We start from the raw sequence: 23,937 nt of genomic DNA, 5'->3' as shown, positions 1-23,937 counted from the left end.
CAGTTGTTCGCGTTCCGATTCGCTCAGCACGAGTTCTCCTTTGGGCCGTCCGCTCATCGTTACCTCCCGTATCAAGTGCCACACAAGACACTTTAGTACGGGATTGACATCTTTCAATGAATTTCTAACTCAGGACACTAGACGGTGATAACTAGATCGGTGTACTTCGACAGATGGCCGTCTGAAGTCACCAACCGTAACGGTTCGGACAGAGCCTGTGCGACCAGAAGCCGATCAAACGGATCCCGATGAATGTCGGGCAGATCGCGAACCATTGCCGCGTGTACCGCCCGGACCGGCAATTCCGAAAAGCCGCTCGCTTCAATCTCGGACACCAGCAGGTTCACATCCACATCGAGCTTGCCAAGACCGGCCTTGATCGACGCTTCCCAAATACTCGCGCTACTGACGAAAACATCGTCGGCATCCAGTATCAGCTTGCGTGCCGCTTTGGTCAGCTTTCGGTCGTCCGTGACCGACCAAAGGAAAACGTGCGTATCGAGAAGCAGGCGCATCAACGGCCCTCGAATGCAGCGATGACGTCATCGGGCAACGGCGCATCGAAGTCTTCCGCAATGCGAACCTTGCCTTTCAGGCCACCAAACCGGCGCACCACCTTGACCCGCTCCATCGGCACCAGTCGCGCGGCCGGTTTGCCGGCCTTGGCAATCACAATTTCCTCGCCGCTGGCTGCGGCATCGACCAAGCGCGAAAACTGCGTCTTCGCTTCATGAATATTGACCGTCTGCATAACTGCTCCTAGTGGACTAAGCCCATATTAGTCCACATTGGTTCACTGGTCAATACGTTCGGTATATCGGCATGTCGCTGAGGCGTCTTGAGACTCAGACCTCGAAAGCATCATCAAAAAAGGCTATGGCTTCGCGCAGCTCGCGTGATGTAACGTCAAGATACGGTGAGACATGATCGAGATGCGAATGCCCAAGCAGCAACTGCACAGTGTCGAGCGAGTGGCCCTGCGCAACCGGGCGGCTCGCAAACGCCCTACGACCACTGTGACTGCTATAGCCGACGCCGAGGCCAGCGGCGCGGTATAGACCGGTGACATAGCTCTGAAGGCTATCGGCCGCCAGATATTCGACCGTCTCGCCATCGAGGTTCACCCGCCGCTTCACGCTTAGCTCGAAGGGGCCACCTTTCTGCGTGAGGATCAGCCGAGTCTGAGGCATGAGGCCGCGATACTCCCGTCGATCCAGAAACGCCCCTGCACCGCGTTTATAGCGCCATTCAATGTACCGGTCGAACGCTGCGATTGTGCGTTCGTGAAAGAGATAGATGCACCGGGGACGACAGCCCTTCGTGAGCGAGGCACGTAAGCTGACCTCTTCGCGTCGCGCACCCGATTTGGCGAGTACGTCACCGATTTCAATGCGAGCAAATTTCGGTGACTCGCATCCCGCATGTGATGCCGAGAAGCAGAGTTAGGGTGTCGCGTTCGGGGAATCGGCTTGTCGCCTCAGTGACTCGCAGCAGATGGCGAAATTTGGCCGGGGTAAGGACTTTGGCGCGTTTGGGTTCCATGTTTCCTGTCTCGGAATACGCTCGAAAATCGAGCCAGTTACGAGAGAGAAAACGCTGGGCGCTCCTTTCCAGTATATCGCCCGCCGCACCTCACTTCCTCGGAAAAACGACGCCTTGCGCCCACCCACCCGAGGTCGCATCCACCCACAGGACATCAGGATCGCCAGCCGCCGGTTTTCCTGGCATGCATCGACGGGCAGTCCAGGTGCGCCGCCGAAGCGCCTCGCGTCACTCCAGCAATGGCCCGTTCGCGGCTTCCCTTACCGGTTTGCGTGGCGGCAACGGATACGGCGCGGCCGCCATTTCTTCCACCGGGTACAGGTTCAGGAACGAACGCGCCTCGTCGGTGCTTCGACAACCCAGCCAGTCGTCGTATGCGGACGGCGACACGATGACGACCGAGCGCTTCTCATCGCATGGCTTGTGGAAGCGCTGCATGAGCGGATGGTTCTGCGCATTGACCGTCAGCATCGTGAACGACAGGGCCGGCAATCCGTCCGGCTCCTCCCATGCGCGCCACAAGCCGGCGATCGCGAATGGTGCTCCAGAAGCCATACCGATCCGCCAGCGGACCGGCTTGCCTGTTTCGTAGTTCGGCTCATAGAAGCTCGAGCACGGAATCAGGCAGAGTTGCAGCTTCTTCCACGCGCCGCTAAAGCTGCGTTTCTCGGCTACGGACTCACTGCGCGCGTTCATCGTGTCGAATACCTTCACGCCCTGCGGGATGCGCCTGCGCGGCACCAGGCCGAACGTCGCGGCGTCCGTGCCCGGTGCGCCGTCGAGCCGCCGCAGGATAGGAGCCGTGTAGTCCTTATAGATTTCGCGTTTGTAGTCGAAGTCCCGCCGTGGGAAGTCCGTGAAGCCGTCGAACAGGTCGGCCTCATCGGTCTCGCCGACCCGGTAGCTGGTACACATGGAGCCTCCTTGGTGATCCCGTGATAGTGCCAGATGCAAAACAAAAAATCCTGGCTATACTGTACATCCATACAGGTATTTCGAGCCCGCCATGAACGTGTTCCGCTACCAGGCGCGGAATCCGACCAGGACTGTTTCTGGTGCGAGCACCACGACGGCTACGACCAGGCGGGTAACGGCATCTGTTGGCACCGGGATGCCGTGCAGATACGTGCGCATCCGGAGCGCGGCTGCGCTTTCTGGGTCAGGGCAACCGGATCGGACGACGGGACGCCACCTCGCAAAGGAGATGAAAGTGGACGAGCCGATTGAAGCTGACGACCAGCCCGATCCAACGAAGCGCACCATCGCGCATGTCACGTTCGAGTATCGCGAGGTCGAGTTCCCTTGCGTCCGCGATTTTGGCTATGGATGCGACGAAGATTTTGTCTGCGAGCTGTACTACGAGTGCGCGACGTACAAGGACTTGCGACAGGAAATCCTGCGCACCTATCCCAATGCCAGCATCCCCGAGGGGGATGCACACGTTGCGATCGAAATAGCTGAGCTGGAGATCGTCCACCTGGACTGAGAGCACCGCGCCGCTATTTCGCGATTTCGGGGTTCCACGCGGGCAACGGAAAATAGCTTGCGTGCGTCACGCACGGGGCGCACGTACCGCCCATCGACAGGACTGGTTCGCAGGCGGTTCGACTTTTTCGCCCAAGGCGCCCTATATCGTGAGTCCAACGGCCCAGCGCATCGCGCCTGTAATCGATTGGCGCATGCCATGCATGTCGTGACAGGGATCGCGACCGAGCGCTCGCATGCACTCAACGGCCGTCTCCATGTGCCACTGGTCGCTCGCCGCGACGTCCGGAAGTTCATCCCAAGAAAGCGGCATCGAGACGGCAAGCCCGGCGCGGGCATGAATCGTTAAGGCGATCGCTGTCGTTGCGCTTCGTCCAAAATGGTAGGCGCTATCTGTTTCTTAGCACGATCGACGAGCGTCATTCGTCGAATAGCCATGTGCGAACATTGGAACGTCGGCTTCACTCTCCGCATGCATCGAATTCGTTGGATTTACAGGATCCGTGACGCGAATTACGCCTGATACGGCGGCCGGTATCTCGGATGCCCCTCTGTTGCTTCTCCGCGTGCTGCCGCCCAAAAATAGCTAGCGTATGTTCGATGTACATCTGCGGCTTCGGTTAAATCAAATGCGCGTGCCAGCACGATATGGATTAACAATCGCACGATTTCCAGATTGTCGTTGTAGAACCCTTCAATTTCCTCATCTGTTGAGTCGGGCCGGCTCGGTGCTTTAGGTTGCTTTTGTCTATGAGACAAACTGACACTTCGTAGCGTCACTACGTTTTTAACAATCGCGTGGGGACTGCCGCCCTTTTTATACTTCCTAACAAGCTCTTCCATTTCCGCGCGGCGTGTAGCTAGTGATTCTTTTATTGCATCATTTCGAAGGCCAGACAAACCAAGCTCGGGCGTTAGGCTAACTCCAATAGATCCAAGGCGGCGTGCTCTGTATGCGCAAAAGGTGTCGAAAAACTCTGGGCCCCTCAATTGTCGTGCTGTAATCGTACGGCCGGATCAGGTTACCCACTGGGAACCGCCAGCACAACCGCTGTAGACGCCTTCGATCCGTACGACGCTCTCCTACGCTGCAAGCTGGTGATCCGTCAATGCCGGCCGTGCGATCGAGGGCGGAAAGACGCACCAGAAGCCGTCATCGTGGCGAAAGAAGAAAATCGCACGCGAACCGCTCGGGGCCAAGGCCTCTACGCGCACATAGCGCCTCCTCTCGCAACCGATGCGACCGATGCGACCGAATTGAATTACGCGGAGCCGCGTCGTCGGAGTCGGCGCAAGCCATTTATCTACCAGGAACCGCAGAGACTTCTCGGCGCTGTTCATGTCCGCCTCCTTCCATTTCTGCCGCAGCTCACGTCGATCGGCGGCTAGTAGCAAAACGCTGCGACCTGTCGATCATGCTGCGTACACTGAGCTAACCACGCCAGAGTCCGCTTTATTCCCGAGGCTCGAATGTGGCGGCATGCCGCGATTTCGAGCGCACCTGAGCAACTTGTCTAGGGCGCGTTCACACTACCTGAGTCCATCGACGATGAGCGCGAAATTGATGAAGGCGATGAACATTACATCCAGTTTGTCGAATCGCGAGAAGATGCGCCGGAAGCCTTTAAGACGGCGGAACAGTCGCTCCACTTCGTTTCGGCGTTTGTACATTTCCCGATCGTATTCCCACGGTTCAAGGCGATTGCTCTTTGGCGGAACAACGGGGATAAAACCCAGATCCAGCACCAGTTGCCGTGTCTCATTGCCTTCGTAGGCCTTGTCCATCAGCAGGTGCAGTGGCCGATTGGGTGGCCCAAGGCTTTGGAGCAAGGCTCACCCCTGCGGTGCATCACCGGCTTGTCCGGGAGAAAGCTCGAGTGTTATGGCTGATCGAGCATCCGCGGCAACCATATGAATCTTGGTGGTCCATCCGGCTCGGCACTTGCCGATAGCCTGGGGTCCTTTTTTTTAATGCACCGGTCGCCGCCATGAACACCAATATCCAGCGAACCGTTGTAGTTCTGATTTCCGCACTGTCGTGGCCCTATGGATGGATCGTGGAAAATAGGACTCGCCCATCCCGACAGAGCCTTGAGCTGGCTTGCGTGCGCTACGCCGACGTTCTGCTTACAGATCAGAAAAATAATTCCAATATCGTTCCAACTGGAACAACCAGCAGAACTTTCATAAACACCAAGGGTATAAGTTGCAGGTGATGAAAAATGGATCCTGGCTGGATGCCCGGGTCCTATCCTGGAGCGGTCGCGGTACAAAAAAGGAGATAACTCGGGAATAAGGGAAATTCTGCCCTGGTATTGCAAGAGCGTGCCGAGTCCTTGCAAGAACCTTTGATGCTTTTCGAAGCGGCACGAAATCCCGGCGCAAACCGCGTGATTCGATTGGCGCGGGGCATGTCATGCACCATGCTGGAGAATATGATGAAAACTCTGACTTTGATCCCTATTGCCGCATTGGCGTTGTGCACCACGCTCGCCTATGCGGGTGACAACGCCGACACATCCACGACGGCCTCCGACAGCAACGCAGCTATGACGTCGGACGCAGTCGGCGGTACGTCCGTGAGCAGTAGCGGTAGCGGTGCCTACCATGGCAAGACTCGCGCGGAGGTCAAGCAGGAATTGCAGCGCGCCCAGCAGGACGGCACGCTGGATCGCTTGAACGCGCTCTACGGCGGGCAGTGAGCAGATGCACGGGATGCCCGACCCTGATTGCTCACCGCAATGATGATTATTGTCGGCTAGTGAACGAGGTCTGGCATGATGGCTTTCACCCACTTTGTCGTGCTTCGCTGGTGGATCAACGTGTGCGCGTCCGAATCGAAGGTTACCCGATGATCAGGACGTTCACTTTGCTTCTCGCCTATCAGTGCCTTGTGTCAATGCCGCCCGTAATTTCCCCAGAAGGGGCCTGGACGAAGAGGCTGCGATAGATGGTCTCGTGCGACACCTGGAAGTCCTCGTTGGCCGGGTATGTGCGCTTCAGCCACCCGGCAATCTGCTGCGGCGACCATCGCACCTTGAGCCTGCCTGCCACGATGTTTGCCAGCGCCCGGTTCTCCACCAGTCTACAGACTTTCGGGCGCCGTCCCCGATCCCAGGCGAGCTGGTCGGCCTGGCTCGCACGGTAGCCTTCCTGCCCGCCGTTACGCGCAATCTCCCGGCCGATGGTCGAAGGAGCTCGTTCGAGTTGCACCGCAATCGAACGTATCGACCGGCCTGCAACCAGCGCCCGCGAAATCTCCTCGCGCTCAGTCAGCGTGAGTGCAAGTCGTCGGGAGGTACGGTTAAAAAGCCTGCCCCCCAGTCGCTCTTCCAGGCGGGTGACCGCCCGGGAAACCGTGGAGACAGAGACACCCATTGTTGCCGCCGCGGCTGCGAACGAACCTTCTTCAGCGACCTTCGCGAACATCGCGATTCCTTCAAAGTCCGGTAACTTTGACACACGCAATTCTGCAACGATGGTTTTCAATCATTTCTATTTCGAAAGTTAGCACGCTTCCTTAGATTTGTCTCGTCGCACAGGAGATAGATCATGGAACGAAAGAGGACACTAGGGCTTGTCGATCTCGCCGGCCCCGATGCCGCGCAACAGCAGAGCATGCTCGAAGTTCATGCATTCACCACGCCCAACAGCATCAAAGTACCCATCGCACTGGAAGAGATGGGGCTCGACTATCGGCTGGTTCCCGTCAATCTGCGCCAGGGCGAGCAGAAGACTGACGCCTTCAAGGCAATGAATCCCAACGCGAAAGTCCCGGTTCTGATCGACCGATCCGTTCCTGGGGACGGCGACGTGATACTCAGCGAGTCTGCCGCGATCCTCGTATACCTTGCAGAGAAGACCGGGCAGCAGCTTCCGAAAGACGGCCCCCAACGCGGCAAGGTCTTCGAGCAACTTTTCTTCCACGCATCCGGCCTCAGCCCGGCGTTCCTGCAGTCATTGCAGGTCGAGATCCAGGCATCGCCGCAACCCGAGGCAAAAGCGCGGGCGCTGGCGGAGGTCGATCGGACGCTGGGCGTGCTCAACCAGATTCTCGAGCGTCATCCGTACGCTGCGGGCGTCGAGTACAGCATCGCAGACATTGCCCATTTCGGGTGGGTGTGGCGTCATCAGGTGATCGGAGCGGCCCTCGACAAATTTCCGTTCGTCGCTCGCTGGTACGAAGAGATTTTGACGCGACCGGCTGTCGTCGCGGCCATCGCAAAGACCGTGGCGCTCGCTCAGTAATGCAATGCAACCTCCAATTCCTCAGACATCTACACATCGTGACGTGGCTCAGTCCATAGTCAATCACCAAGGAGAATCGCAGTGAACGACCGTATTCATGAACTGCTTTATCGTAACCTTCAGGAGGTCTTTGGCGAAGGTGACGCAGAGCGTCGTCGCGCAGCCATCGAGGAGCTTTATACCGAAGATTGTGTGCTCTACGTGCCTCCGGGTACGTTTGTCGGGCATGACGCTCTCGACAAATTCGCCGGAGATCTTCGAGCATCGCACCCGCATTTTGTTTATGCGCCGCACGGTGAAGCGCAGGCCCTCCACAATGCTGGTCGCCTCGCATGGGGTTCCGGTCCGCGTGGTGAGGTACCCGACTATACGGGCGTGGATGTCATCATCGTTCGCGACGGGAGGATTGAAGCACTCTACGTCTTTCTGGATTCCGTGCCGTCATAGCCGCGCCATGATCCACTTGGCTTTCCGATGCACAAACATCGTGACACAGAGTTCGTGACTCACGTGCCTCCCGGTATTCCGGGAATCGGGACAGTCCCACAGGACGATTCACACGTGTGACGTTCAGGTGGTGCGCGCCGACTGGACACTGGCCATCCCGAACTCCCGAAAGCAGGCGCTCGTACGGGCCCAAACTGGCGGATGACGTCCAGGTTCAACAGCAGCACTGTGCCGTTGTCGGGCACATTTTTTCGTAGCAAAATCGCTGCGCAAATATACATAGGAGTTCCAAATGTCTAGAATTCTGATTCTGTATTACTCATCGTATGGGCATGTCGAGGCGCTGGCGGATGCCGTTGCCCAAGGTGCGCGCTCGACGGGTGCTACGGTCGGCGTCAAGCGGGTACCGGAAACCGTGCCAGAGGAAGTGGCCAAGGCCGCCTACTTCAAGCTCGACCAGCAAGCGCCGGTTGCGACGGTCGCAGAGCTGGCCGACTACGACGCGATCGTCGTCGGTACGCCGACTCGTTTCGGGCGTATGTCCTCGCAGATGGCGGCGTTTCTGGATCAGGCCGGCGGTCTGTGGATGAGCGGCGCGCTGAATGGCAAGGTTGGTGGCGCCTTCACGTCGACTGCCAGCCAGCACGGAGGACAGGAAACAACGCTGTTCTCGATTATCACCAATCTGTTGCACTTCGGCATGACTATCGTCGGACTGCCGTACAGCCACCAGGGGCAGATGACGTTGGATGAGATCGTCGGCGGGGCTCCCTACGGATCCACGACCGTTGCCGGTGGACAAGGTCAGCGTCAGCCGAGCGCCATCGAGCTCGCTGGCGCTCGTCATCAAGGCGAGCTGATCGCCAAGACCGCAAACAAGCTGTTCGGCTAACGTCGGATGCAATTCGCTTCATCAACGCATGAACGGGACGGCCAGACACATCCCTTGGCGGCCATCCCAACCCGGATACCCAACTCATGCTGTTAGCCGTAGCTCTGTATCGAGGCTGAGCTGGCCGTACGCCCTTCCGTTCATGAGCGTCTGTTTTCGAGTGTGAAGCCGCCGTTTGAGTGTCTCTCTTTGCGCATGGGCGAACGGCGGGAACTGGCCGCAAGCACCAGTTCGACGAATGCTCTCCTGAGCGGACGTTGGGTTCATCAACGGTAGCTTTCCGGCAGGCTGCGTGAATGCGTACTGCCCGGCTATTAACAGACGATCGCTTGCCGGAATTGAGCGGCCGCTCCCGCTACCTAAGCGGCCGTGGGAAAGCCCAGCGCCCTGCCTGAAATTGGCGGTTAAGCGCCCCCCTTTTTCTTCAGTCTCAGCGCCAAAGTTCAGCCGACCGCAGCGGCTTTGCGGCCTGGTCGGCTGAAGTGGGTGGTTGGGCAGAACGACCGACCGCATGCATTGCCGTAACCACACCGACGTAAAGCAGAAGCGGTCGCTACGCACCCGGGCCTTCGAGGCTTGGGAAACCGTAACCTGTTCCGACGCCGGGGCGTTTCACTGCATAATTTAGCTATCCTTAAGCACTGTATGTTAAGTTGAACGCCGGCTAACAAGTTGACAATACCATCGAGGCAGAGGAGCGCAATCCGCAGGTTGTTATTGCAGTACCGACGCACAAAGTTTCGCTAGCCGGTCGTCAAGTGAACGGCCTTGAGCGTCGATCTGGGCACTGTGGAATTGACTGAGCTGGGTCGACGGTTTGTCGTACTCGATGGTTGTTCCACCCTGTGTGTTCTCATAGACCATAATACGCAACGGTGCATAAAGTCCGGCCGCCACATTGACGTTGGTCATCTCAACGGCAGTAAGAACGTTGCCGGTGAAATATTCAGTACCGTTCTTGTGCTGTCCTTTTAAGACGAGCCAGTCTCCGTGCACGCCAATGTAGTGAATTACGAGGCCATCATTGGCAGCGGCTCTCTGAAGGGCAGCGCGTAATTCTTCTACCTTGTTTTGCTTAAGCAGCGTGCGGATATGATCATCGAGTCGCCCGAGACGACTCTCCAGATCCTGCTTGACGGAAGCGTACGGTTTGCTGGACGAGACGGTTACATGATCAATAATCGTCTGCGTCTCCGATACGTCGACGGTTGCTGCCATCGCGGGCGTGCAGACCACATTCATGCCAACAGCAAGAGCGGTCGCCGTGGACAAGGCAAGTCGTGAAGCGGCGTTACATAAGCTAATCACTTAGCGTCTCCTTGGAGAAAGGTTCGATATACGGATCGTATTTATGTTTTCCAGCGGAAGGGCGTCTCTGCCATGCCGTAACGCTCGTGGAACTTCGTGAAATTTCAGTCATTGAAGCAGGGCATGTTTCGTGAATCCTCTGGCACTACAGTTTCAAGTAGGAACTCCGCGTGCCTGGAACGAGTGTTTCATGTGTCTTTGCGGTGGAAAATGTTGTTGTTCACTTTATGCGCGCTCGTACGGAAATGAAGCCGCATCGTCTACCTACGATTGGTCTAGCCTCACGTCAGTGTTCAGAAGCGGCTTCTGCCCCGAGACCGCTTAGCATTCGAAGTTGCTGGGCGTCGAAGGAATCATCGCCAGTCTTTTGACGTGTCGTGACCGATCCGGCCCAACCCGCGATAAAACCCACCGGAATGCTAAAGAGGCCAGGATTCGAGAGCCAGAACGGAGGAGTGGAATCCTTGAAGATGATGCCTTTCGCACCGATGACTGCGGGCCCCAGGAGCACAAGGCCAATCGAGGAGAGAGTTCCGGCAAGTACTGCTGCGACCGCGCCTCTGTCTGTGAAACGCCGCCAGTACATCGAGAAAAGAATCACAGGTAGGTTTGCGCTTGCCGCGATGGCGAACGCGAGCCCAACGAGGAATGCGACATTAAACGTCTGGACGAGCAGCGCGAGACCCATAGCTACGGCGCCGAAGACGATGGTTGCGATCTTTGCAGTCGTGACCTGCTGACGCTCCTTGTTGCCAGATCCTGAGAAGAGATGACCAAAGATGTCGTGAGAAATGGCTGAGGCCGACGAGATCATGATGCCCGAGACGACCGCGAGAATTGTCGCAAAGGCAATCGCTGAGACGCATGCCAGCAGGACTTCACCGCCAGGCGAACCGGCGCCGCCGCCAAGCGTCGTCGCGAGTAGTGTGATGGCGCTGTTTCCGGACCTGTTTGCCGCGAGAATCGCCGCCGGACCCACAATCGCACTGGCGGAAAATCCGAGGATGATCATCATGACCGCAAAAGACGTCATCACGATCAATCCGATTTTCGCGGACTTTCTCGCCGCGACGGCGGACGGCACCGTGTAAAACCTGGTCATGACGTGCGGCAAGCCTGCCGTACCTAACACCAGAGCGAGCGCGAGCGAGAGGGTATCAAGTGGATCCTTGAAGTAGCCGCCTGGCAGAAAGTACCGCGCTGGATGCAGCGATGACAGGCGTGCCTTGTTGAACAACGCGCCCATGTCGAAGGAGAAATGCGCCAGAGCAAGGAGTACAAGGACGGCGCCGGCAGCCCAGACCAAAACAGCCTTGACGATTTGCACATACGTAGCAGCCACCATTCCGCCGAATAAGACATACGCGATCATGAGTACGCCGATCAGCAGGATCGCGGCGTTAGTGCCAATCGGCAGTAGCAGACTGGCCAGCGCCCCGCCTCCAACGAGTTGCGCGAGCAGGTAGGCTAACGAAATGAGCAGCGAAGAACCCGATGTAGCCGCTCGAACTCCGCGGCTACGCAAACGAAGGGCGACAACGTCGGAGAGCGTGTATTTACCGCAGTTTCTGACCGGCTCGGCGACGATCAGCATGATCATGATCCAGCCGGCAATGAAGCCGACCTGATATACGATCCCATCGAATCCGAATAATGAAACCAGTCCCGTCACACCTAGAAATGATCCGGCGGACATGAAGTCGCCGGCTAGCGCCAGGCCGTTCTGAAAAGGAGACAGATTGCGTCCCGCCACGAAAAATCCGGATGTTCCGCGTGATCGGCGGGTACTCCACCCTGTCAGAAGGAGGCTGAGACCGATAAAGCCTACAAAAGCGATGATTCTGAGCGCGCCATTACTGATCAGATTACTCATGTCGATCACCGTTCGATTGTGCAATAGCGCTGCGAAGGAGTTCAGATGCTTTCGGGTCATAGGCTCGTTCGGCCCATGCGCAGTAACCCCAAAAAGTGGCGATCGTGAGTGCAAACTGAACGACTATCGCCAGCAGTCCGAGGTTAAGCTCCCCGTAGACACGCAGGGACATCACGCCAGGAAACTCCAGGACTGCGATTAACAGGCCGAAATAGATTCCCAGGGATGCGTATAGCAATGACCATACGAAACGGTTCCGAAACTGAGAGAGCCCTTGCGTCTTCTCGACAAGGGACAGGCTGGATGATCTGACTTTCATCGCATTTTGTCTCTCGAACTCAGCGTTGATTGATTCCATTGATTGCATGTCGGGTCTCCTCCGTCATCATGCCCATGGTGGACGTCTTGATACGTAATCTCGCTAGACCTTCGCCGGCAAGACCTCGCCGCGGCTCTCTCCAAATCCAATCCGGGCGAAGCCAGGTTTCTGACAGTAGCCGCGAAGGATAATCGCGTCTCCATCCTCGACGTAGCTGCGCTTCTCACCCGTACTGAGCGTGACCGGGTCGCTTGCGTTGCGTGCAAGCTCCATCAAGGCCCCGGCTTCTGATTTCTCTGGACCCGAAATCGTGCCGCTTCCAAGCAGGTCTCCCGGGCGCAGATTGCAGCCGCCGACGGTGTGATGGGCGACCATCTGAGCGATGGTCCAGTACTGATGCTTAAAGCTGGTGAGCGAGAGTTGCGACGCCGGGAGGTTCCCGGCTCTGTGACGCGCAGTCTCCATCCAGACTTCCAGCTGGATATCGATTGCCCCCGTGGCGCTGTTCTCGTGCGAATCCAGATAAGGCAACGGTCTTCCATCTGTGTCCGGGCGTGGCAGGGCAAGTCTGAACGGAGCCAGTGCGTCCAGGGTCACGATCCACGGCGAGACGGTGGTGGCAAAATTCTTTGCCAGAAACGGTCCTAGCGGCTGCATCTCCCATGCCTGAATATCGCGGGCAGACCAGTCGTTGAGCAGGCATAACCCAAACACATGACTGTCAGCCCGATCCAGTTCAATCGACTCGCCAGCCGCATTGCCTTGTCCGATGTAAATGCCAAGTTCAAGTTCGTAGTCCAGCTTGAGCGATGGCGAGAAGGTCGGGGTCTCCTCGCCCGGAAGCATGATCTGGCCCGCTGGACGCCGAAACTGCTGGCCGCTTAGCCCGATGCTCGAAGCTCGGCCATGGTATCCAATGGGTATCGATTTGAAGTTGGGACCCACGCCGCTCAAGCCGAGTAGCTTGCTGATGTTTGTCGCGTGGTGAATCGAGGTGTAGAAATCCGTGTAATCACCGATCTGTGCGGGCAGACCGTACTCCACTTCGGAAAGCGGGACCAGACACGCCTTGATCGCTGCGCGATCGTCGGAACTGGCGTGCTCGTGAAGCGCCTGGAATAGTGCGTGTCGCAATGCGCTCCACGAAGACGGACCCATCGAAAAAAACATATTGAGAACGGGCTGCGCGCACGCCTTCGCAGCTTCTCTCGCCGTCTCGTTCAGACCGGCATAAGACGCCCACGCGGACATGTCAATGACCTGATCACCGATCGCGACTGCGCCCCGAAACGCCTCATCGGAATTCTTTCTGCGGAAAACTGAAAACGGCAGGTTTTGAATGGGAAAGTCGCCGGCCTGTGCGTTGGCAGACTCAACCCAGCTGCGCGCAGCGGGATCGTGAGTCTGATTCAGAGTCTGTTGCATGTTTGTCTCGCTTCAATCAGGTGGAGGCCCGAGCCGGTCGCCAGATGCCCCGCTCGTTCAGTACGTCGATCCTCGCAAGCCTGTCTCGCAGGTGAGGACGTGGCGAGGCCGCTCGACCGGCCCCGTGGATCTGAAGATGTGAGATCGACGGGATAGACTTCACCATTCGCCCAGGATCGTTCAACCTGCGCATTCACGGGTAGCGACCCTTGCGCTCAGTCGAACGTGCCCGCAGGGTTGCGCCTGCTCAGGAGGATTCGGCGCTCCTGCAGATCCTGAATGAGCGCTGCGCTGAGGTTGCGCTCTGAGAGCACCTCGACGTTATGCTCGCCCTGGAAAGCCGGACTGCCTGGCTGCGGCAACTCGGACTGGCTAAAATGCCACGGCGCACCTGGCATGCGTATCGTGCCGCCGGACCTGTCGTCCACATCGACTAGCGCACCCCATTCCTGTACCCACTCGGAGTCGGCGAACTCGTTGACGCTTCGGACTACGCCAATCGCCAGTCCGGCTTCGCTAACCTGCGTCTGGAGTAGATCCAGATCGTTGAATGTGACAATCCACGCGCGGACCTCGGCCAGCAGATAAGCAATGTTTTGTCGCCGCGACAGCGCCGTGCCGAAGCGAGGGTCACTTAGCAAATCGTTGCGGCGCATCATCGCGCAGTAACGCGTAAACATTGGCGTGTATATCGGGCTGCCCGCGATGGTGAGCCGGCGGCCATCCGGCAGATCGAAGATGTGCGAATCAGGCGCCGATAGAATGATCGGCTCGCCTTCTGTATCGATCTCCGAAAGTTGTGCCCCCAAACGTTCGTTAACTGACAGCATGGTGGCGGCCATCGAGACGTCGACGTGTTGCCCTTCTCCGGTCCGGGACCGATGCTGGAGGGCAGCCAGGATTCCGATGACGCCGTGAAGTCCGGTGTACATGTCGGCGTGGCTGCACGCGTCGTTACGCACTTCAGTGAGCGCATCGCCGAAATGGTTCTGGACGATGTCGGTCAGTCCCGACTCGGCCTGCACGGTCGGCGCGAACGCCGGACGGTTTCGCCAGGACGTCGCTTGCCCGTACCCACTCAAAGACGCATAAATCACGGACGGGTTGAAGGCGCGTACCTGCTCATAGCCGAGTCCAAACCGATTCAACGTTCCCGGACGAAAATTTTCGACGATGATGTCTGCGTCCCGGCACAGGTCGATCACGATCGCCCGTGCCTCTGGGAAGTTGAGGTCGAGGCTGACGTTCCGCTTTCCGGCATTCTGCTGAACGTAGTACAGAGACATGTCTCCGATATGCGGCATGCTCACGCGGCCGATATCGCCGGAAGGCGGCTCGATCTTGGTAACGGTCGCGCCGAGGTCCAGTAGGGTTTTGGTGCAATGCGGTCCGGCTAGCACCCGCGTGAAATCGATCACGCGAATGCCTTCGAGTGGTGCTGACATGATCAGTCTCCCTTGAATTCGGCTGTTGCGGGCCCTGTCGAAAAGAACGATGCGAAACCTCGTTCCCGGTCGGCCGTCTTCCAGATCATGTTGTTGAGGTTGACCTGTTCCAGGTCCGCGCTACGGACGCCGCCATTGGCCGAGAGATTGGCCTGCTGCTTGATGCCGTTGAGGACTGCGGTCGGGCCTGCTGCCAGCTGTTTGCCCAGCGACATGGCTGCAGTCTGGAGTTCGGCTTCCAGCACAACGTGATTGATGATGCCCCAGCGTTCAAATGCTTCCGCTGAGTGCCGGCGCCCGATCAGCGCAATTTCTTTGGCCCGCACGACGCCCGCTCGCTGAACGAGTCGTTGAGTGCCCCCGAGCAACGGGATCAGGCCCACGATGTTCTCGACCTGTCCAAAGTAGGCCGTGTCTGCGGCGATGATCAAGTCGCAGGTGAGCGCCAGTTCAAGGCCACCGCCAAGCGCGGCTCCATGAACAGCAGCGAGGGTCGGGACCGGTGCGTTCTCCAGCACATCGAGGAACTCGAAGAATTGATCCGGGTTATGCTGGATCACCGTCTTGCCGTCAGAAAACGAGCTCATTTCCGCACCCGCGGAAAAGTGACGCATCTCACTGTTGAGCACAATCGCGCGGGCGCCTTTGGCCACTACGTCTCGATACGCGGCGAGTAAATCTGCAATCATCGCGTCGTCGATCAGGTTGTGCGGTGGCTTTGCCAGTGAAACGACTCCTACGGCACCATCCATTTCAATTTTTACAGTAGTCATGGTTCTCTCTACAGTGTTCGTTAGACGGAGAAAGGCCGCTGGCCTGGGCGACATCCGCGGCGTTGCTAATGGGTCGGGATTTCGGCCTGCGTGTCCGTTACCGATTGGGTACGCCGAAAACGGACGTCGCCGCGATGGGTTGAAAGGGTGAAGCGTGTTGCGTCGCGGAACGGACGTGCGCGCGGTTTTGCGAGCCATCCGCAACCCGCTGTCCAGCCCGCTTCCGACATATCGCCATGGGGGAATTGCGAATACGGCTGGGGGCCGATTGCGCCATCCATGGATTTCCGACGGGCGCTAATCAGGGTTGTCACCAGTGTCAGATAGGGCTTCACTGACTCGTCTCCATCTAAAATTTCGGCGTGTGCCGTTGATGGTTACTATCTCAGCGACATCGATAGGCAGCAACGTCAAACCACGCCAATTGCCGCGTCAAAGTGTGCCAAAGCGCCCTCGACAGGCACCTGAAAATTGTGCGAGCATATCCGCATACTGGAGTGAGACGTATCGTGCGACCACCGAAAATAATTACGCCCCTGTATCCGGATCTCGACGCTCCGACGCAGAGTCTTCTGGGGCTGGCCGCGCTCGCGGCCGAGCTGGCGGCAGAAGGGGTTTCCGTGAACAAACTGTTCGCGAATACCGGCGTCCATGCGAGACAGCTGGAGGATCATCAGGCGAGAATCTCACACCGGCAACGCCTCGCGATCTATCGAAACGCCCAACGGCTTGCGACACGGGCCGATGTGGGATTGCTTGCAGGGGCGCGTCAGAGGATCAGTGACTTCGGCATATATGGCTATGCCATGGTCAGCAGTACGACCTTTGGAGACGCCCTGAAATTTAGCGTTGAAAATGTCACGATGGCCGGGGCAGTTCTGCAAATCAGCTATTCGACCGAGGGGGACACCGGAATCTTGAGGAGCCATGGGCTCGCGTCGCTCCGCGACATGTTGCCGTTTGTCGCGGAATTCTGGCGGAGCTCAATGACGGTTCTATTCAGCCGGGTGCTGGAAGCGCCTTTTCCGTCGAAGCGGATGGTCATGGCGTATCCGGCGCCTCCGCATTGGCGAAACTACGAAAGGATGTTTAATTGTCCAGTGGAGTTCGGTGCCGACTCGATGGAATGGCATTTTGACGTTCGCGTGCTGGATCGCCCGTGTCCAAATGCAAATCCGATCACTGCGCAAATCTGTCAGCAACTTTGTGATCGCATTCTTGAGGAACGAGACGGAATCCCCGAGCTTCCCCGGCAAATACGGATGGCCTGCTTAAACTCGCCGGGCGTGTTCCCTTCGGCCGAGAAGATGGCTGCCCAGCTAGGTATGTCACTCCGAACCTTGCATCGACGATTGGCCGATGATCACTATTCGTATCAAACGGTGCTGAACGATGTTCGTCGTTCACTCGCTATCGAGTTTCTTGAAAATACAAGGCTTCCCATTGATCAGGTCGCCGAGCGCATCGGATTTTCTGATGCAGCGAGCTTCCGCAGGTCGTTCAGGAAGTGGACTGGAAATTCACCCAGTCTGTATCGAAAGGGGCAAAACAAGGATGCGTAAGGGAGGCCGACGACTGTTACAAAAGTGAAGCATCCGCGCCGGCACTGCACTGCGGCTGGTGCGCGCGGCTCCGGCCGCCTCGAGGCTGGAGGTTTGCGGCGCTGCCCGAAGCGCGCCGCCAAACGTGGCCGATAAACGTATCGTGTTGGGTCATGCGGCACTCCAACATACGAGACAGCAAACCAGAACGGCAGCCACGAGAGGCGTACCGTTTGGGGCACTTCCAACGGCAGGTGGGCCTTGAGCTGGTCTGCCGATGGTGCCGACGTGAACTGGCCGATCGCCAGGATCCTGGTCGAGACGGGCAAATCGCGCCCGGGCTTCCTCAATGAGCGGCAATCGGGTCGAAAGTTCAGGCCTGCATCTCTTCCACTTTTTTCAATGCAGCGATGTCGCGCACGGCACGGACCGAGAATCCAAGTTTTTCGTACACTCTAGCGGCGCCGCTGTTTCCGTCCTTGACGTGAAGAAAAGCCGTATCGCCGCGTTCGACGATCTGCTTCGTGAGCGCGGCGACAAGGACATTGGCATAGCCTTTACCCCGATGGTCCGGGTGCGTGCAGACGCCGCTGACTTCCGTGAACCCGTCAAGGCGAACGCGTTCGCCGGCCATCGCAATGAGGGAAGCGTTACCGTCGAAGATGCCGAGATAGCGCCCGAGTGTCACCGTGCGCTCCTCCATCGGTCCGGGCTGCGTCAAGCCTGCCAGGGCCACCATCGCAGCGCCATCGGACAGATGAAGCTCCCTAATCACAAGCGCCGTCGTACCCCTGATCGGTGCGCGGAAACTCGTCTGCGTGCAGATCATCTGCAGAAACGGATCGCGCCACTCGGTTTCCCAGCCGTCCGGCACTGATTCGCTCCTGGTGCCGAACAGACCGATCGTTTCGCCAACCTCCACGATATCGGCAAGTGCTGTCCACGACTTGCTGGCCAGAGGATTTTCCAGTGCTGCTATTGGCGAAATGTCTGGCTGATAGCGCCTCGCTCGACCCTCGCCGATGCCGAAATGCCGTTGAGGGCCTGTGAGTGCTTGCCATACTGGATTGTCTAAGGGGTGCATAGTTGTTACCTCGCAAATTTGCGGAGGACCGACTGCCGCAGCGTCGTGACACGGCAGCATTCTGGTTGCGCTCACATTTCCGGTGAAAGACGCTGTTTGATCACCCGTCGGGATCCGTCCAGAAGCGCTTTCGCAATCCGCCGATTGGGATGTGCGCACGACGGTTGGGGCTACTGAGACGCCAGACTTTCGCGCGGCTCGCGGTCGCTACGTGATTTCGCGCTGAAAGAACACGCCCGTAGCTGGTTCCAACTCCGATGCGCTAACCGAATGTTTGGTTGATGGCGGGGCGACTCTGGATTACTTCGTGTTCGGCCGAAAGAGCTCGATATTGGCTTTGACGTATTCGCCAACTGTGATTGGCTTTCTACCCGTAATGGTTTCAACCAGGTCGTTGGTGCCGGCAAAGACGCCGTCCTGATAGTCGCGATACACCGAAACGACATGCTGGATGAAATGCTCAGAAAGACCCATCTGCGACAGGCGTTGCTCGCATGCAGAGAAGCTCTCGTCCTCGTAGCGGATCTCCCTGCCCAGCACCTCACTCAACGTCCTGGCAAGTTCGGCGTGGCTCATCTCGACAGCGCCGTACAGCGGGTAACTCTTCCCCGCATGCGGCGTCGGATTCAACAGGAGGTTGGCAATGACGCGTCCTTGATCCGACGCCGCAATGGGGGCGTGGCGGCCGTTTCCTGCCGGCACTTTAAGAAGGTCATGATTGACGATCTGCGGTAGTTGAAATCTATACGTCAGCCATTCCATGAAAAAGGTGGGGCGCAGATGCGTCACCGGCGTTCCCGCCCAGTCGAGCACCCGCTCACCGTACCAGTGAGACAGCGATGCGCGACTCTTGGCCTGTGGACGTGCTGAAATCTGCGACATATTGACGATCGAGCGAAGACCTGCGTCCCTGGCGGCATCCGCGAAATACGCGGTCGCATCAACGAGTTGCGGTTGCATGACCGGATAGACGAAGTAGGCGCCGGTCACTCCCCGCAATGCATGGCGTACTGCATGGCTGTCAAGCAACTCGCCGCAGACAACCTGAACGCCCCTGGCACGCAATGCCGCGGCCCGCTCGTCGTCGCGGTGAACAAAGGCCCTTACCCTGGCGCCGCGCGACAGCAGTTCCTCAATGGCGGTGCTGCCGGTTTTGCCGGTAGCACCGGTGATCAAATAGAGATCGCTACTCATTTTGTTATCCTGATGGTATTCCGTGGACAAGGAGTTCACTGAAGTTCGGCGATGCCGTTAGCGGGGCATTTGCTCAACTGCCGCTTGTTGACGAAGAGTTCGGAAGCAAGACTTGTAACTGCTTGAGAGGTCCGATGGGAATGAACTCAAACGTCATGAGACCAGCCTGACCAAGGGGCAACTCCTCGAGAAGTGCATGCGCCTCCTCGACACTCATAACGTCGAGCAGGAAGACAACGCCGGGGCGATCCTGCCGGGCGTACCACTGGGCGATCTTGCCGTCGAGATAGAGGCGTATCGTTTGAGGGACTTCCAACGGTAGATGGGCGTTGAGCTGGTCTAACGATGGTGCCGACGTGAACTGGCCGATCGCCAGGATCCTGGTGGTCGGTACTGGGGGCAACGCCTGGATGGCTGGCGGTGTCATTTCGGATTCCAAAGGTGGGACATCGGGTTCGTCGGAATTTAGAGCATTCTCGACCGCTAAATTTAGAGTAGACTAGAACTCTAAAAACCGCAAGGCGTTTTTCTGGAACCAGGGTCAGCAAAATGAGAAAGTCGAGAATTGAAACGGCCGAAACGAGGAAGCGTATCGTCGCAACGGCTTCCAGGGTATTTCTAACCAGGGGTCTCGCCGCAACAGGCATCGCCGACATCATGGTTGCCGCTGGCCTGACGCAAGGCGGCTTCTTTCGGCATTTCCGATCGAAGGGGCAACTGGTTGCCGAAGCCAACGGCGCAGCGTTCGGGCAACTGATGGACATGTTCGAGCGTGCCATCGCCGGCAAGCCGCCAAGGGAAGCGCTCGGTACCATCGTTTCTCTCTATCTTCACCAACTTCAGGGCAAAGACCCGGTGTATTTGTGTCCTTTGGCTAATCTGGGCAGTGAACTTCGGCACTCCGACGAACAGGTCAAGGCGACGACCGTAGACGGCTACGAGCGCCTGGTCCGACAGATCGCCCAGCAAACGCAGCAGCTAGGTATCGCGGGGCATGCAGACGTGGCCAATGCGATTGTTTCGACGTTGGTGGGTGCGGTGACGCTGTCCCGACTCGCCCCTGATCCAGGCACAGAGGAGACGATCCTGCTGAACGCGCAAAACGTCGTTCGCGTTCTATTGCAGTGTTCGCCACAAGCAAATGTCCCGACACGTAAGCGCCGGAGTTCGCAAGCAGAGAGTGCATAAACCATTGAGTGTTGATTTGGTGGCAAATCAACACATCTCGTTTAAGGACGCCAGAGCCGCCGCTCTCTTCCACCGTGCCGAAACGCGCCGCTTAGTTTTCCGCGCGCGATGGCCGGCGAGCGGCAGGTCAAAGCGTCACCGACGATTGGCTCGTATCGGCCGGGAAGCGGACGGTCGTGAGTCTTGTCTGAATGGCGCAAATGGGTCCCATTTCGGACGCACGTCACGGCAATTCGAATGTCCGAAGGGAGGCGCATAGCAGCCGAGCTATCCACGAAACGACGACGAGTGTCACGCCGAGGATCAGGCAGTCGGCGCTCAGGCTTTACGCGGGTACGGACCGGCCAGTCAGGATTTCAAAGCATATGAGGCGCGCAACGAAACTTGCGAATGTCGCGTACGCTCCCTCGGCCTTTCCGCACTGCAGGGAGGTTCTTGACGAATTCGCCGAATCGCAGTGGCATTTCTACGCCCGCCGATATGTACGGACGCTGGTGCAAATCACCGGGGATGCATCGCCGTCGGAACTTATCGCCGTCAAACCGACTCCACGTCGGCCATCGGCGCACGCGGCTACTGGCCGTGGCGCAGCAAGGAGATATTGAGAAGTGGGGGAAAGACCAGTCAGGAAGTGACTGATTTGATTGGTTATTATTTTAGGGGCAAAGCGCTAACCCTTGTCGCAACTAGGCCTGTCTACAGCAATAAAACGCAGCGAAATCAAGGGGACCGTTGTTGTGCGGTGGTGTCGCCGACGCCGCCTCAGCTACAGCGTGATGCGGCTATCCAGCGCGAACCGACCTGCGCGAATGGTCATGCGACCTTCGCCTCGAACCATTTCACGATGCCCTCTCCGATCTCGTGGGGGTGGTCCTCCATCAGCATGAAAACGCCGGGCCCGAGGTCGAGGGTGTCAATGTTCTTAAAGTTGCTTGCCGCCCATGCCGCATTCTCCGGCGTCACAAACAGACCGGGGGTCGCGTGAATCAACAGCTTCGGAATAGGTGATTCAATCAGCCATTCACTGTACTTGGCGATCACCCAAGCCGTGTCGATCGGCTCCCCCCCAAAGGGCCAATCGCGCGGAAGCCGGGCCATTGGGCGGCGCGACTCCCAATCCGGGAACGGGGCTCGATACTGGTTCATCTCCTCCTCACTGAGCTTTCGCAATGTGACGGCCGGGATGGTACTTTCCACGATCAGGTTCTGCCCCATCAGAAGCTCGGGGCCGGTTTCCGGCGAGCGGAGCTTTTCGAACTCGTCGGCGATGAGCGGCCAAGTCTCCTTGAGCGTCCCCGGCGGCTTCACAGGAAACTCAAAGAACGCAACGCCGCGAATGCGTTCGGGAAATCGCCGAGCCACATCGAGGCCGACAAGCGCGCCCCAGTCGTGAAGAACCAGCGTGATATTCCGAAGATCCAACTGCACCACGAACTCTTCGATAAATCTGATCTGATCGAAGATCCTGTACTCGATGTCGGGGTGATCGGATTTCCCGAACCCAATGAAATCCGGCGCGATACAGCGGCCAAGCGGCTCGAGATGGGGGATAACGTTTCTCCAGCAATACGACCAGTGAGGATTACCGTGCAGAAACAGAAATGGGTCACCCTGGCCGACATCAACGTAGTGAAGTCTTGAACCATAGAGGTTGGCGTAGTTTTCGGCATAGGCGAACTCGGCCGAGATTGGCCTTTTTGTATCTGCGGCTGAATTAGCTTGCATCACGCTGATGCCTCCGATTGAGTATATTTGCGCGTATCGGCGCGGAAAGAAGCCCGACAACGGATTGCCGGCTTGCACGCTTCTTCGCCGGAAAATGGTTTATAGCCGATCTAAGGGTCGGCGAAGGTCGCTTGCTGAGTCATGGTGGACTTCTTGCTGTTTGCGGCGCGCACGGCCGCTTCGGGCTACGCCCTTCGCGGCAGTGCGTCAGCACGAGAAGCCAACCACTGTCAGATTTAGTCTAGGTCACTGCATCTTATGGCGTGCATCACGCCCCATCCGCGATCACACCGTCACGACGATTTTGCCGAACTGACCGCTTTGCTCCAGGTAGCGATGAGCCTCCACCATTTCATCAAACTTGAATGTGCGATCGATGACCGGTTTCAGTGCACCGTTCTCAAGGCCCTTGAGGACGTATTCCACTGCTGCCTTCCGGCGTGTTTCGTCGCCGGTCGTGAGCCAGATGTTGTGACCTTTGATAACCGGCATCTTGGCGATCATCGCCAGCACCGGCATCGGGGTGTCGCCCTCAGCGAGCGCCCCGTAGATGTACACGATGCCCTGGAAGGCTAGCGCGGAGATCAGCTTCGGGAAGTTCGGGCCGCCGACTGGGTCGAATGCGACGCGTGCACCCTTGTTGTCCGTGAGACGCATCACTTCCTGCACCAAATCGACCTCATCCGTGGCAATCACATGCGCGGCGCCTGCTTCGAGCAACTGCTGCTTCTTGGCCGAGGTACGCGTCAGCGCAATGGGAGTCGCCCCTGCATAGTTGCTGAGCTGGATCGCCGCGAGTCCAACACTGCTGGAGGCTGCGGGAATGAGAATGAAATCACCCTTGCCTACCTTGGCGTCTTCGATGAGCCCGCCGTAAGCTGTCACGAACATCATCCACGCCGACGCCGCCTGCTCAAACGAGAGTGAACTCGGGTGCTTCACAACAGCATAGGCCGGTACGATGATGACCTCGCCATACGTGGCGTACTGGTTCATCGAAAACGAGGGTATCACGTTGACCGCATCACCCACCGCGAAGCCAGTCACGTCTGCGCCAACCGCATCGACGATGCCGGCAGCTTCGTACCCCAAACCTGCCGGGTACTTGACGGGTTCGGTGTATGCGTCGTTTCGCCACATCGACTCGGCGCGGTTGAGGCCGATTGCCTTGACCTTGATGCGAACTTCAGCGGGACCGGGAGCCGCAACCTGCATCTCGATGAATTCGAGAACTTCCGGACCGCCAGACTTCGCGAACTTAATAATGCGTGACATTAGAATCTCCTTGATTAGCGCCAGTGAACTCAGCCGGCTTTTGCAGGCTTAAAAGCTTCCACGCTTTTAAGAGTGATAGGACCCGTGTAGCCTTTTTCAGCTGCCCGCCCGCGGACGAACTCACCGTTGATCCGCAAGTTTCTGTTTTGTTCGGCAGCCCGGCTCCGTCTATG

At 57.9% G+C, this 23,937-nt stretch carries 25 protein-coding genes and 4 pseudogenes; 7 read left to right on the top strand and 22 right to left on the bottom strand.

Annotated features, from left to right (window positions below):
- Window positions 1–137: 137 nt before the first annotated feature.
- The 4 genes from P3T21_RS34895 to P3T21_RS34880 all read right to left on the bottom strand — a co-directional run bounded on the left by P3T21_RS34895 (window position 138) and on the right by P3T21_RS34880 (window position 2,457).
- Window positions 138–515, bottom strand: a complete 378-nt coding sequence (locus P3T21_RS34895; protein ID WP_171926795.1) for a type II toxin-antitoxin system VapC family toxin — start codon at window positions 513–515, stop codon at window positions 138–140.
- The gene (locus tag P3T21_RS34890) at window positions 515–751 is read right to left on the bottom strand and encodes a type II toxin-antitoxin system Phd/YefM family antitoxin (protein ID WP_429260447.1); all 237 of its coding nucleotides are present in this window, start codon (window positions 749–751) and stop codon (window positions 515–517) included. The genes P3T21_RS34895 and P3T21_RS34890 overlap by 1 nt, the downstream gene beginning before the upstream one ends.
- Before the next feature lie 94 nt (window positions 752–845).
- The gene (locus P3T21_RS34885; protein WP_429260446.1) at window positions 846–1,190 is read right to left on the bottom strand and encodes a tyrosine-type recombinase/integrase; all 345 of its coding nucleotides are present in this window, start codon (window positions 1,188–1,190) and stop codon (window positions 846–848) included.
- A gap of 580 nt (window positions 1,191–1,770) precedes the next feature.
- Complete coding sequence (locus P3T21_RS34880) at window positions 1,771–2,457, bottom strand: SOS response-associated peptidase (protein ID WP_429260445.1); 687 nt, start codon at window positions 2,455–2,457, stop codon at window positions 1,771–1,773.
- Between the two features lie 295 nt (window positions 2,458–2,752).
- Between P3T21_RS34880 and P3T21_RS34875 the strand changes: the two genes are divergently transcribed.
- Window positions 2,753–3,028 carry a hypothetical protein gene (locus P3T21_RS34875; protein ID WP_429260444.1) on the top strand — a complete coding sequence of 92 codons (276 nt, stop codon included), beginning with the start codon at window positions 2,753–2,755 and terminating at the stop codon, window positions 3,026–3,028.
- Window positions 3,029–3,169: 141 nt separating this feature from the next.
- On the opposite strand, the pseudogene P3T21_RS34870 reads toward P3T21_RS34875, so the two are convergent.
- The 4 genes and pseudogenes from P3T21_RS34870 to P3T21_RS34855 form a co-directional block, all read right to left on the bottom strand.
- Window positions 3,170–3,391 (bottom strand): annotated as a pseudogene (locus tag P3T21_RS34870) (DNA ligase D); the annotation flags it as partial.
- Between the two features lie 149 nt (window positions 3,392–3,540).
- Window positions 3,541–3,870, bottom strand: coding sequence for a hypothetical protein (locus P3T21_RS34865; protein WP_429260443.1), 330 nt, complete (start codon window positions 3,868–3,870; stop codon window positions 3,541–3,543).
- A gap of 240 nt (window positions 3,871–4,110) precedes the next feature.
- On the bottom strand, window positions 4,111–4,368 hold the full coding sequence (locus P3T21_RS34860; RefSeq protein WP_429260442.1) for a hypothetical protein: 258 nt from the start codon (window positions 4,366–4,368) through the stop codon (window positions 4,111–4,113).
- Window positions 4,369–4,557: 189 nt separating this feature from the next.
- Window positions 4,558–5,014 (bottom strand): annotated as a pseudogene (locus tag P3T21_RS34855) (IS5 family transposase); the annotation flags it as partial.
- Window positions 5,015–5,465: 451 nt separating this feature from the next.
- Between P3T21_RS34855 and P3T21_RS34850 the strand changes: the two are divergent.
- On the top strand, window positions 5,466–5,729 hold the full coding sequence (locus P3T21_RS34850) for a DUF4148 domain-containing protein (protein ID WP_429260441.1): 264 nt from the start codon (window positions 5,466–5,468) through the stop codon (window positions 5,727–5,729).
- A gap of 223 nt (window positions 5,730–5,952) precedes the next feature.
- On the opposite strand, the pseudogene P3T21_RS34845 reads toward P3T21_RS34850, so the two are convergent.
- Together P3T21_RS34845 and P3T21_RS34840 are read right to left on the bottom strand one after the other, a co-directional pair.
- Window positions 5,953–6,324: pseudogene (locus P3T21_RS34845) on the bottom strand (transposase); the annotation flags it as partial.
- Window positions 6,316–6,456: pseudogene (locus P3T21_RS34840) on the bottom strand (LysR family transcriptional regulator); the annotation flags it as partial. The pseudogenes P3T21_RS34845 and P3T21_RS34840, both read right to left, overlap by 9 nt.
- Window positions 6,457–6,579: 123 nt before the next feature.
- Between P3T21_RS34840 and P3T21_RS34835 the strand changes: the two are divergent.
- The 3 genes from P3T21_RS34835 to wrbA all read left to right on the top strand — a co-directional run bounded on the left by P3T21_RS34835 (window position 6,580) and on the right by wrbA (window position 8,614).
- Window positions 6,580–7,275 carry a glutathione S-transferase family protein gene (locus tag P3T21_RS34835; RefSeq protein ID WP_429260440.1) on the top strand — a complete coding sequence of 232 codons (696 nt, stop codon included), beginning with the start codon at window positions 6,580–6,582 and terminating at the stop codon, window positions 7,273–7,275.
- A gap of 81 nt (window positions 7,276–7,356) precedes the next feature.
- Entirely contained in the window at window positions 7,357–7,722 is a 366-nt protein-coding gene (locus P3T21_RS34830; protein WP_301786463.1) for a nuclear transport factor 2 family protein, read from the top strand.
- Window positions 7,723–8,014: 292 nt separating this feature from the next.
- Entirely contained in the window at window positions 8,015–8,614 is a 600-nt protein-coding gene (wrbA, locus tag P3T21_RS34825) for an NAD(P)H:quinone oxidoreductase (RefSeq protein ID WP_429260439.1), read from the top strand.
- Between the two features lie 714 nt (window positions 8,615–9,328).
- On the opposite strand, the gene P3T21_RS34820 is transcribed toward wrbA, so the two are convergent.
- From P3T21_RS34820 to P3T21_RS34790, 7 genes are all read right to left on the bottom strand, one after another.
- On the bottom strand, window positions 9,329–9,886 hold the full coding sequence (locus P3T21_RS34820; RefSeq protein WP_429260438.1) for a DUF302 domain-containing protein: 558 nt from the start codon (window positions 9,884–9,886) through the stop codon (window positions 9,329–9,331).
- A gap of 322 nt (window positions 9,887–10,208) precedes the next feature.
- Window positions 10,209–11,795, bottom strand: coding sequence for a solute symporter family protein (locus P3T21_RS34815; protein WP_429260448.1), 1,587 nt, complete (start codon window positions 11,793–11,795; stop codon window positions 10,209–10,211).
- Window positions 11,788–12,162 (bottom strand): DUF485 domain-containing protein, encoded by a 375-nt coding sequence (locus P3T21_RS34810; RefSeq protein ID WP_429260437.1) that lies wholly within the window; start codon window positions 12,160–12,162, stop codon window positions 11,788–11,790. The genes P3T21_RS34815 and P3T21_RS34810 overlap by 8 nt, the downstream gene beginning before the upstream one ends.
- A gap of 54 nt (window positions 12,163–12,216) precedes the next feature.
- On the bottom strand, window positions 12,217–13,539 hold the full coding sequence (gene fahA, locus P3T21_RS34805) for a fumarylacetoacetase (protein ID WP_429260436.1): 1,323 nt from the start codon (window positions 13,537–13,539) through the stop codon (window positions 12,217–12,219).
- A gap of 215 nt (window positions 13,540–13,754) precedes the next feature.
- Window positions 13,755–14,984: a CaiB/BaiF CoA transferase family protein gene (locus P3T21_RS34800; RefSeq protein ID WP_429260435.1), complete on the bottom strand. Its 1,230-nt coding sequence runs from the start codon at window positions 14,982–14,984 to the stop codon at window positions 13,755–13,757.
- Between the two features lie 2 nt (window positions 14,985–14,986).
- On the bottom strand, window positions 14,987–15,811 hold the full coding sequence (locus P3T21_RS34795; protein WP_429260434.1) for an enoyl-CoA hydratase/isomerase family protein: 825 nt from the start codon (window positions 15,809–15,811) through the stop codon (window positions 14,987–14,989).
- A gap of 11 nt (window positions 15,812–15,822) precedes the next feature.
- Window positions 15,823–16,092 carry a hypothetical protein gene (locus tag P3T21_RS34790; RefSeq protein ID WP_429260433.1) on the bottom strand — a complete coding sequence of 90 codons (270 nt, stop codon included), beginning with the start codon at window positions 16,090–16,092 and terminating at the stop codon, window positions 15,823–15,825.
- 174 nt (window positions 16,093–16,266) lie between these two features.
- Here P3T21_RS34790 and P3T21_RS34785 point away from each other — a divergent pair, with 174 nt between their 5' ends.
- Window positions 16,267–17,319: an AraC family transcriptional regulator gene (locus P3T21_RS34785; RefSeq protein ID WP_429260432.1), complete on the top strand. Its 1,053-nt coding sequence runs from the start codon at window positions 16,267–16,269 to the stop codon at window positions 17,317–17,319.
- Between the two features lie 352 nt (window positions 17,320–17,671).
- On the opposite strand, the gene P3T21_RS34780 is transcribed toward P3T21_RS34785, so the two are convergent.
- From P3T21_RS34780 to P3T21_RS34770, 3 genes are all read right to left on the bottom strand, one after another.
- Entirely contained in the window at window positions 17,672–18,382 is a 711-nt protein-coding gene (locus P3T21_RS34780; RefSeq protein ID WP_429260431.1) for a GNAT family N-acetyltransferase, read from the bottom strand.
- A 300-nt stretch (window positions 18,383–18,682) separates the two neighbouring features.
- Window positions 18,683–19,576, bottom strand: coding sequence for an NmrA family NAD(P)-binding protein (locus P3T21_RS34775; protein WP_429260430.1), 894 nt, complete (start codon window positions 19,574–19,576; stop codon window positions 18,683–18,685).
- 73 nt (window positions 19,577–19,649) lie between these two features.
- Window positions 19,650–20,003: a hypothetical protein gene (locus P3T21_RS34770; protein ID WP_429260429.1), complete on the bottom strand. Its 354-nt coding sequence runs from the start codon at window positions 20,001–20,003 to the stop codon at window positions 19,650–19,652.
- Between the two features lie 122 nt (window positions 20,004–20,125).
- Here P3T21_RS34770 and P3T21_RS34765 point away from each other — a divergent pair, with 122 nt between their 5' ends.
- Entirely contained in the window at window positions 20,126–20,764 is a 639-nt protein-coding gene (locus tag P3T21_RS34765; protein ID WP_429260428.1) for a TetR/AcrR family transcriptional regulator, read from the top strand.
- Between the two features lie 813 nt (window positions 20,765–21,577).
- Here P3T21_RS34765 and P3T21_RS34760 read toward each other — a convergent pair.
- Entirely contained in the window at window positions 21,578–22,567 is a 990-nt protein-coding gene (locus P3T21_RS34760) for a haloalkane dehalogenase (protein WP_429260427.1), read from the bottom strand.
- 207 nt (window positions 22,568–22,774) lie between these two features.
- Complete coding sequence (locus P3T21_RS34755; RefSeq protein ID WP_429260426.1) at window positions 22,775–23,764, bottom strand: zinc-dependent alcohol dehydrogenase family protein; 990 nt, start codon at window positions 23,762–23,764, stop codon at window positions 22,775–22,777.
- Window positions 23,765–23,937: the final 173 nt, after the last annotated feature.

This window comes from Paraburkholderia sp. GAS334, assembly GCF_050436625.1.
In the GTDB taxonomy this organism is placed as follows: domain Bacteria; phylum Pseudomonadota; class Gammaproteobacteria; order Burkholderiales; family Burkholderiaceae; genus Paraburkholderia.
Note: the sequence above shows the minus strand (reverse complement) of the source record. Positions and strands in the feature narration are given on the sequence as shown.

Excerpts from the sequence above, each read along its gene's own strand:
- P3T21_RS34890 (WP_429260447.1), bottom strand. The coding sequence starts at position 751 with ATGCAGACGGTCAATATTCATGAAGCGAAGACGCAGTTTTCGCGCTTG.
- fahA (WP_429260436.1), bottom strand. The coding sequence starts at position 13,539 with ATGCAACAGACTCTGAATCAGACTCACGATCCCGCTGCGCGCAGCTGG.
- P3T21_RS34850 (WP_429260441.1), top strand. The coding sequence starts at position 5,466 with ATGAAAACTCTGACTTTGATCCCTATTGCCGCATTGGCGTTGTGCACC.
- P3T21_RS34755 (WP_429260426.1), bottom strand. The coding sequence starts at position 23,764 with ATGTCACGCATTATTAAGTTCGCGAAGTCTGGCGGTCCGGAAGTTCTC.
- P3T21_RS34775 (WP_429260430.1), bottom strand. The coding sequence starts at position 19,576 with ATGAGTAGCGATCTCTATTTGATCACCGGTGCTACCGGCAAAACCGGC.
- P3T21_RS34885 (WP_429260446.1), bottom strand. The coding sequence starts at position 1,190 with ATGCCTCAGACTCGGCTGATCCTCACGCAGAAAGGTGGCCCCTTCGAG.
- P3T21_RS34880 (WP_429260445.1), bottom strand. The coding sequence starts at position 2,457 with ATGTGTACCAGCTACCGGGTCGGCGAGACCGATGAGGCCGACCTGTTC.
- P3T21_RS34815 (WP_429260448.1), bottom strand. The coding sequence starts at position 11,795 with ATGAGTAATCTGATCAGTAATGGCGCGCTCAGAATCATCGCTTTTGTA.
- P3T21_RS34795 (WP_429260434.1), bottom strand. The coding sequence starts at position 15,811 with ATGTCGCCCAGGCCAGCGGCCTTTCTCCGTCTAACGAACACTGTAGAG.
- P3T21_RS34810 (WP_429260437.1), bottom strand. The coding sequence starts at position 12,162 with ATGCAATCAATGGAATCAATCAACGCTGAGTTCGAGAGACAAAATGCG.
- P3T21_RS34895 (WP_171926795.1), bottom strand. The coding sequence starts at position 515 with ATGCGCCTGCTTCTCGATACGCACGTTTTCCTTTGGTCGGTCACGGAC.
- P3T21_RS34835 (WP_429260440.1), top strand. The coding sequence starts at position 6,580 with ATGGAACGAAAGAGGACACTAGGGCTTGTCGATCTCGCCGGCCCCGAT.
- wrbA (WP_429260439.1), top strand. The coding sequence starts at position 8,015 with ATGTCTAGAATTCTGATTCTGTATTACTCATCGTATGGGCATGTCGAG.
- P3T21_RS34765 (WP_429260428.1), top strand. The coding sequence starts at position 20,126 with ATGAGAAAGTCGAGAATTGAAACGGCCGAAACGAGGAAGCGTATCGTC.
- P3T21_RS34800 (WP_429260435.1), bottom strand. The coding sequence starts at position 14,984 with ATGTCAGCACCACTCGAAGGCATTCGCGTGATCGATTTCACGCGGGTG.
- P3T21_RS34865 (WP_429260443.1), bottom strand. The coding sequence starts at position 3,870 with ATGGAAGAGCTTGTTAGGAAGTATAAAAAGGGCGGCAGTCCCCACGCG.
- P3T21_RS34780 (WP_429260431.1), bottom strand. The coding sequence starts at position 18,382 with ATGCACCCCTTAGACAATCCAGTATGGCAAGCACTCACAGGCCCTCAA.
- P3T21_RS34770 (WP_429260429.1), bottom strand. The coding sequence starts at position 20,003 with ATGACACCGCCAGCCATCCAGGCGTTGCCCCCAGTACCGACCACCAGG.
- P3T21_RS34860 (WP_429260442.1), bottom strand. The coding sequence starts at position 4,368 with ATGAACAGCGCCGAGAAGTCTCTGCGGTTCCTGGTAGATAAATGGCTT.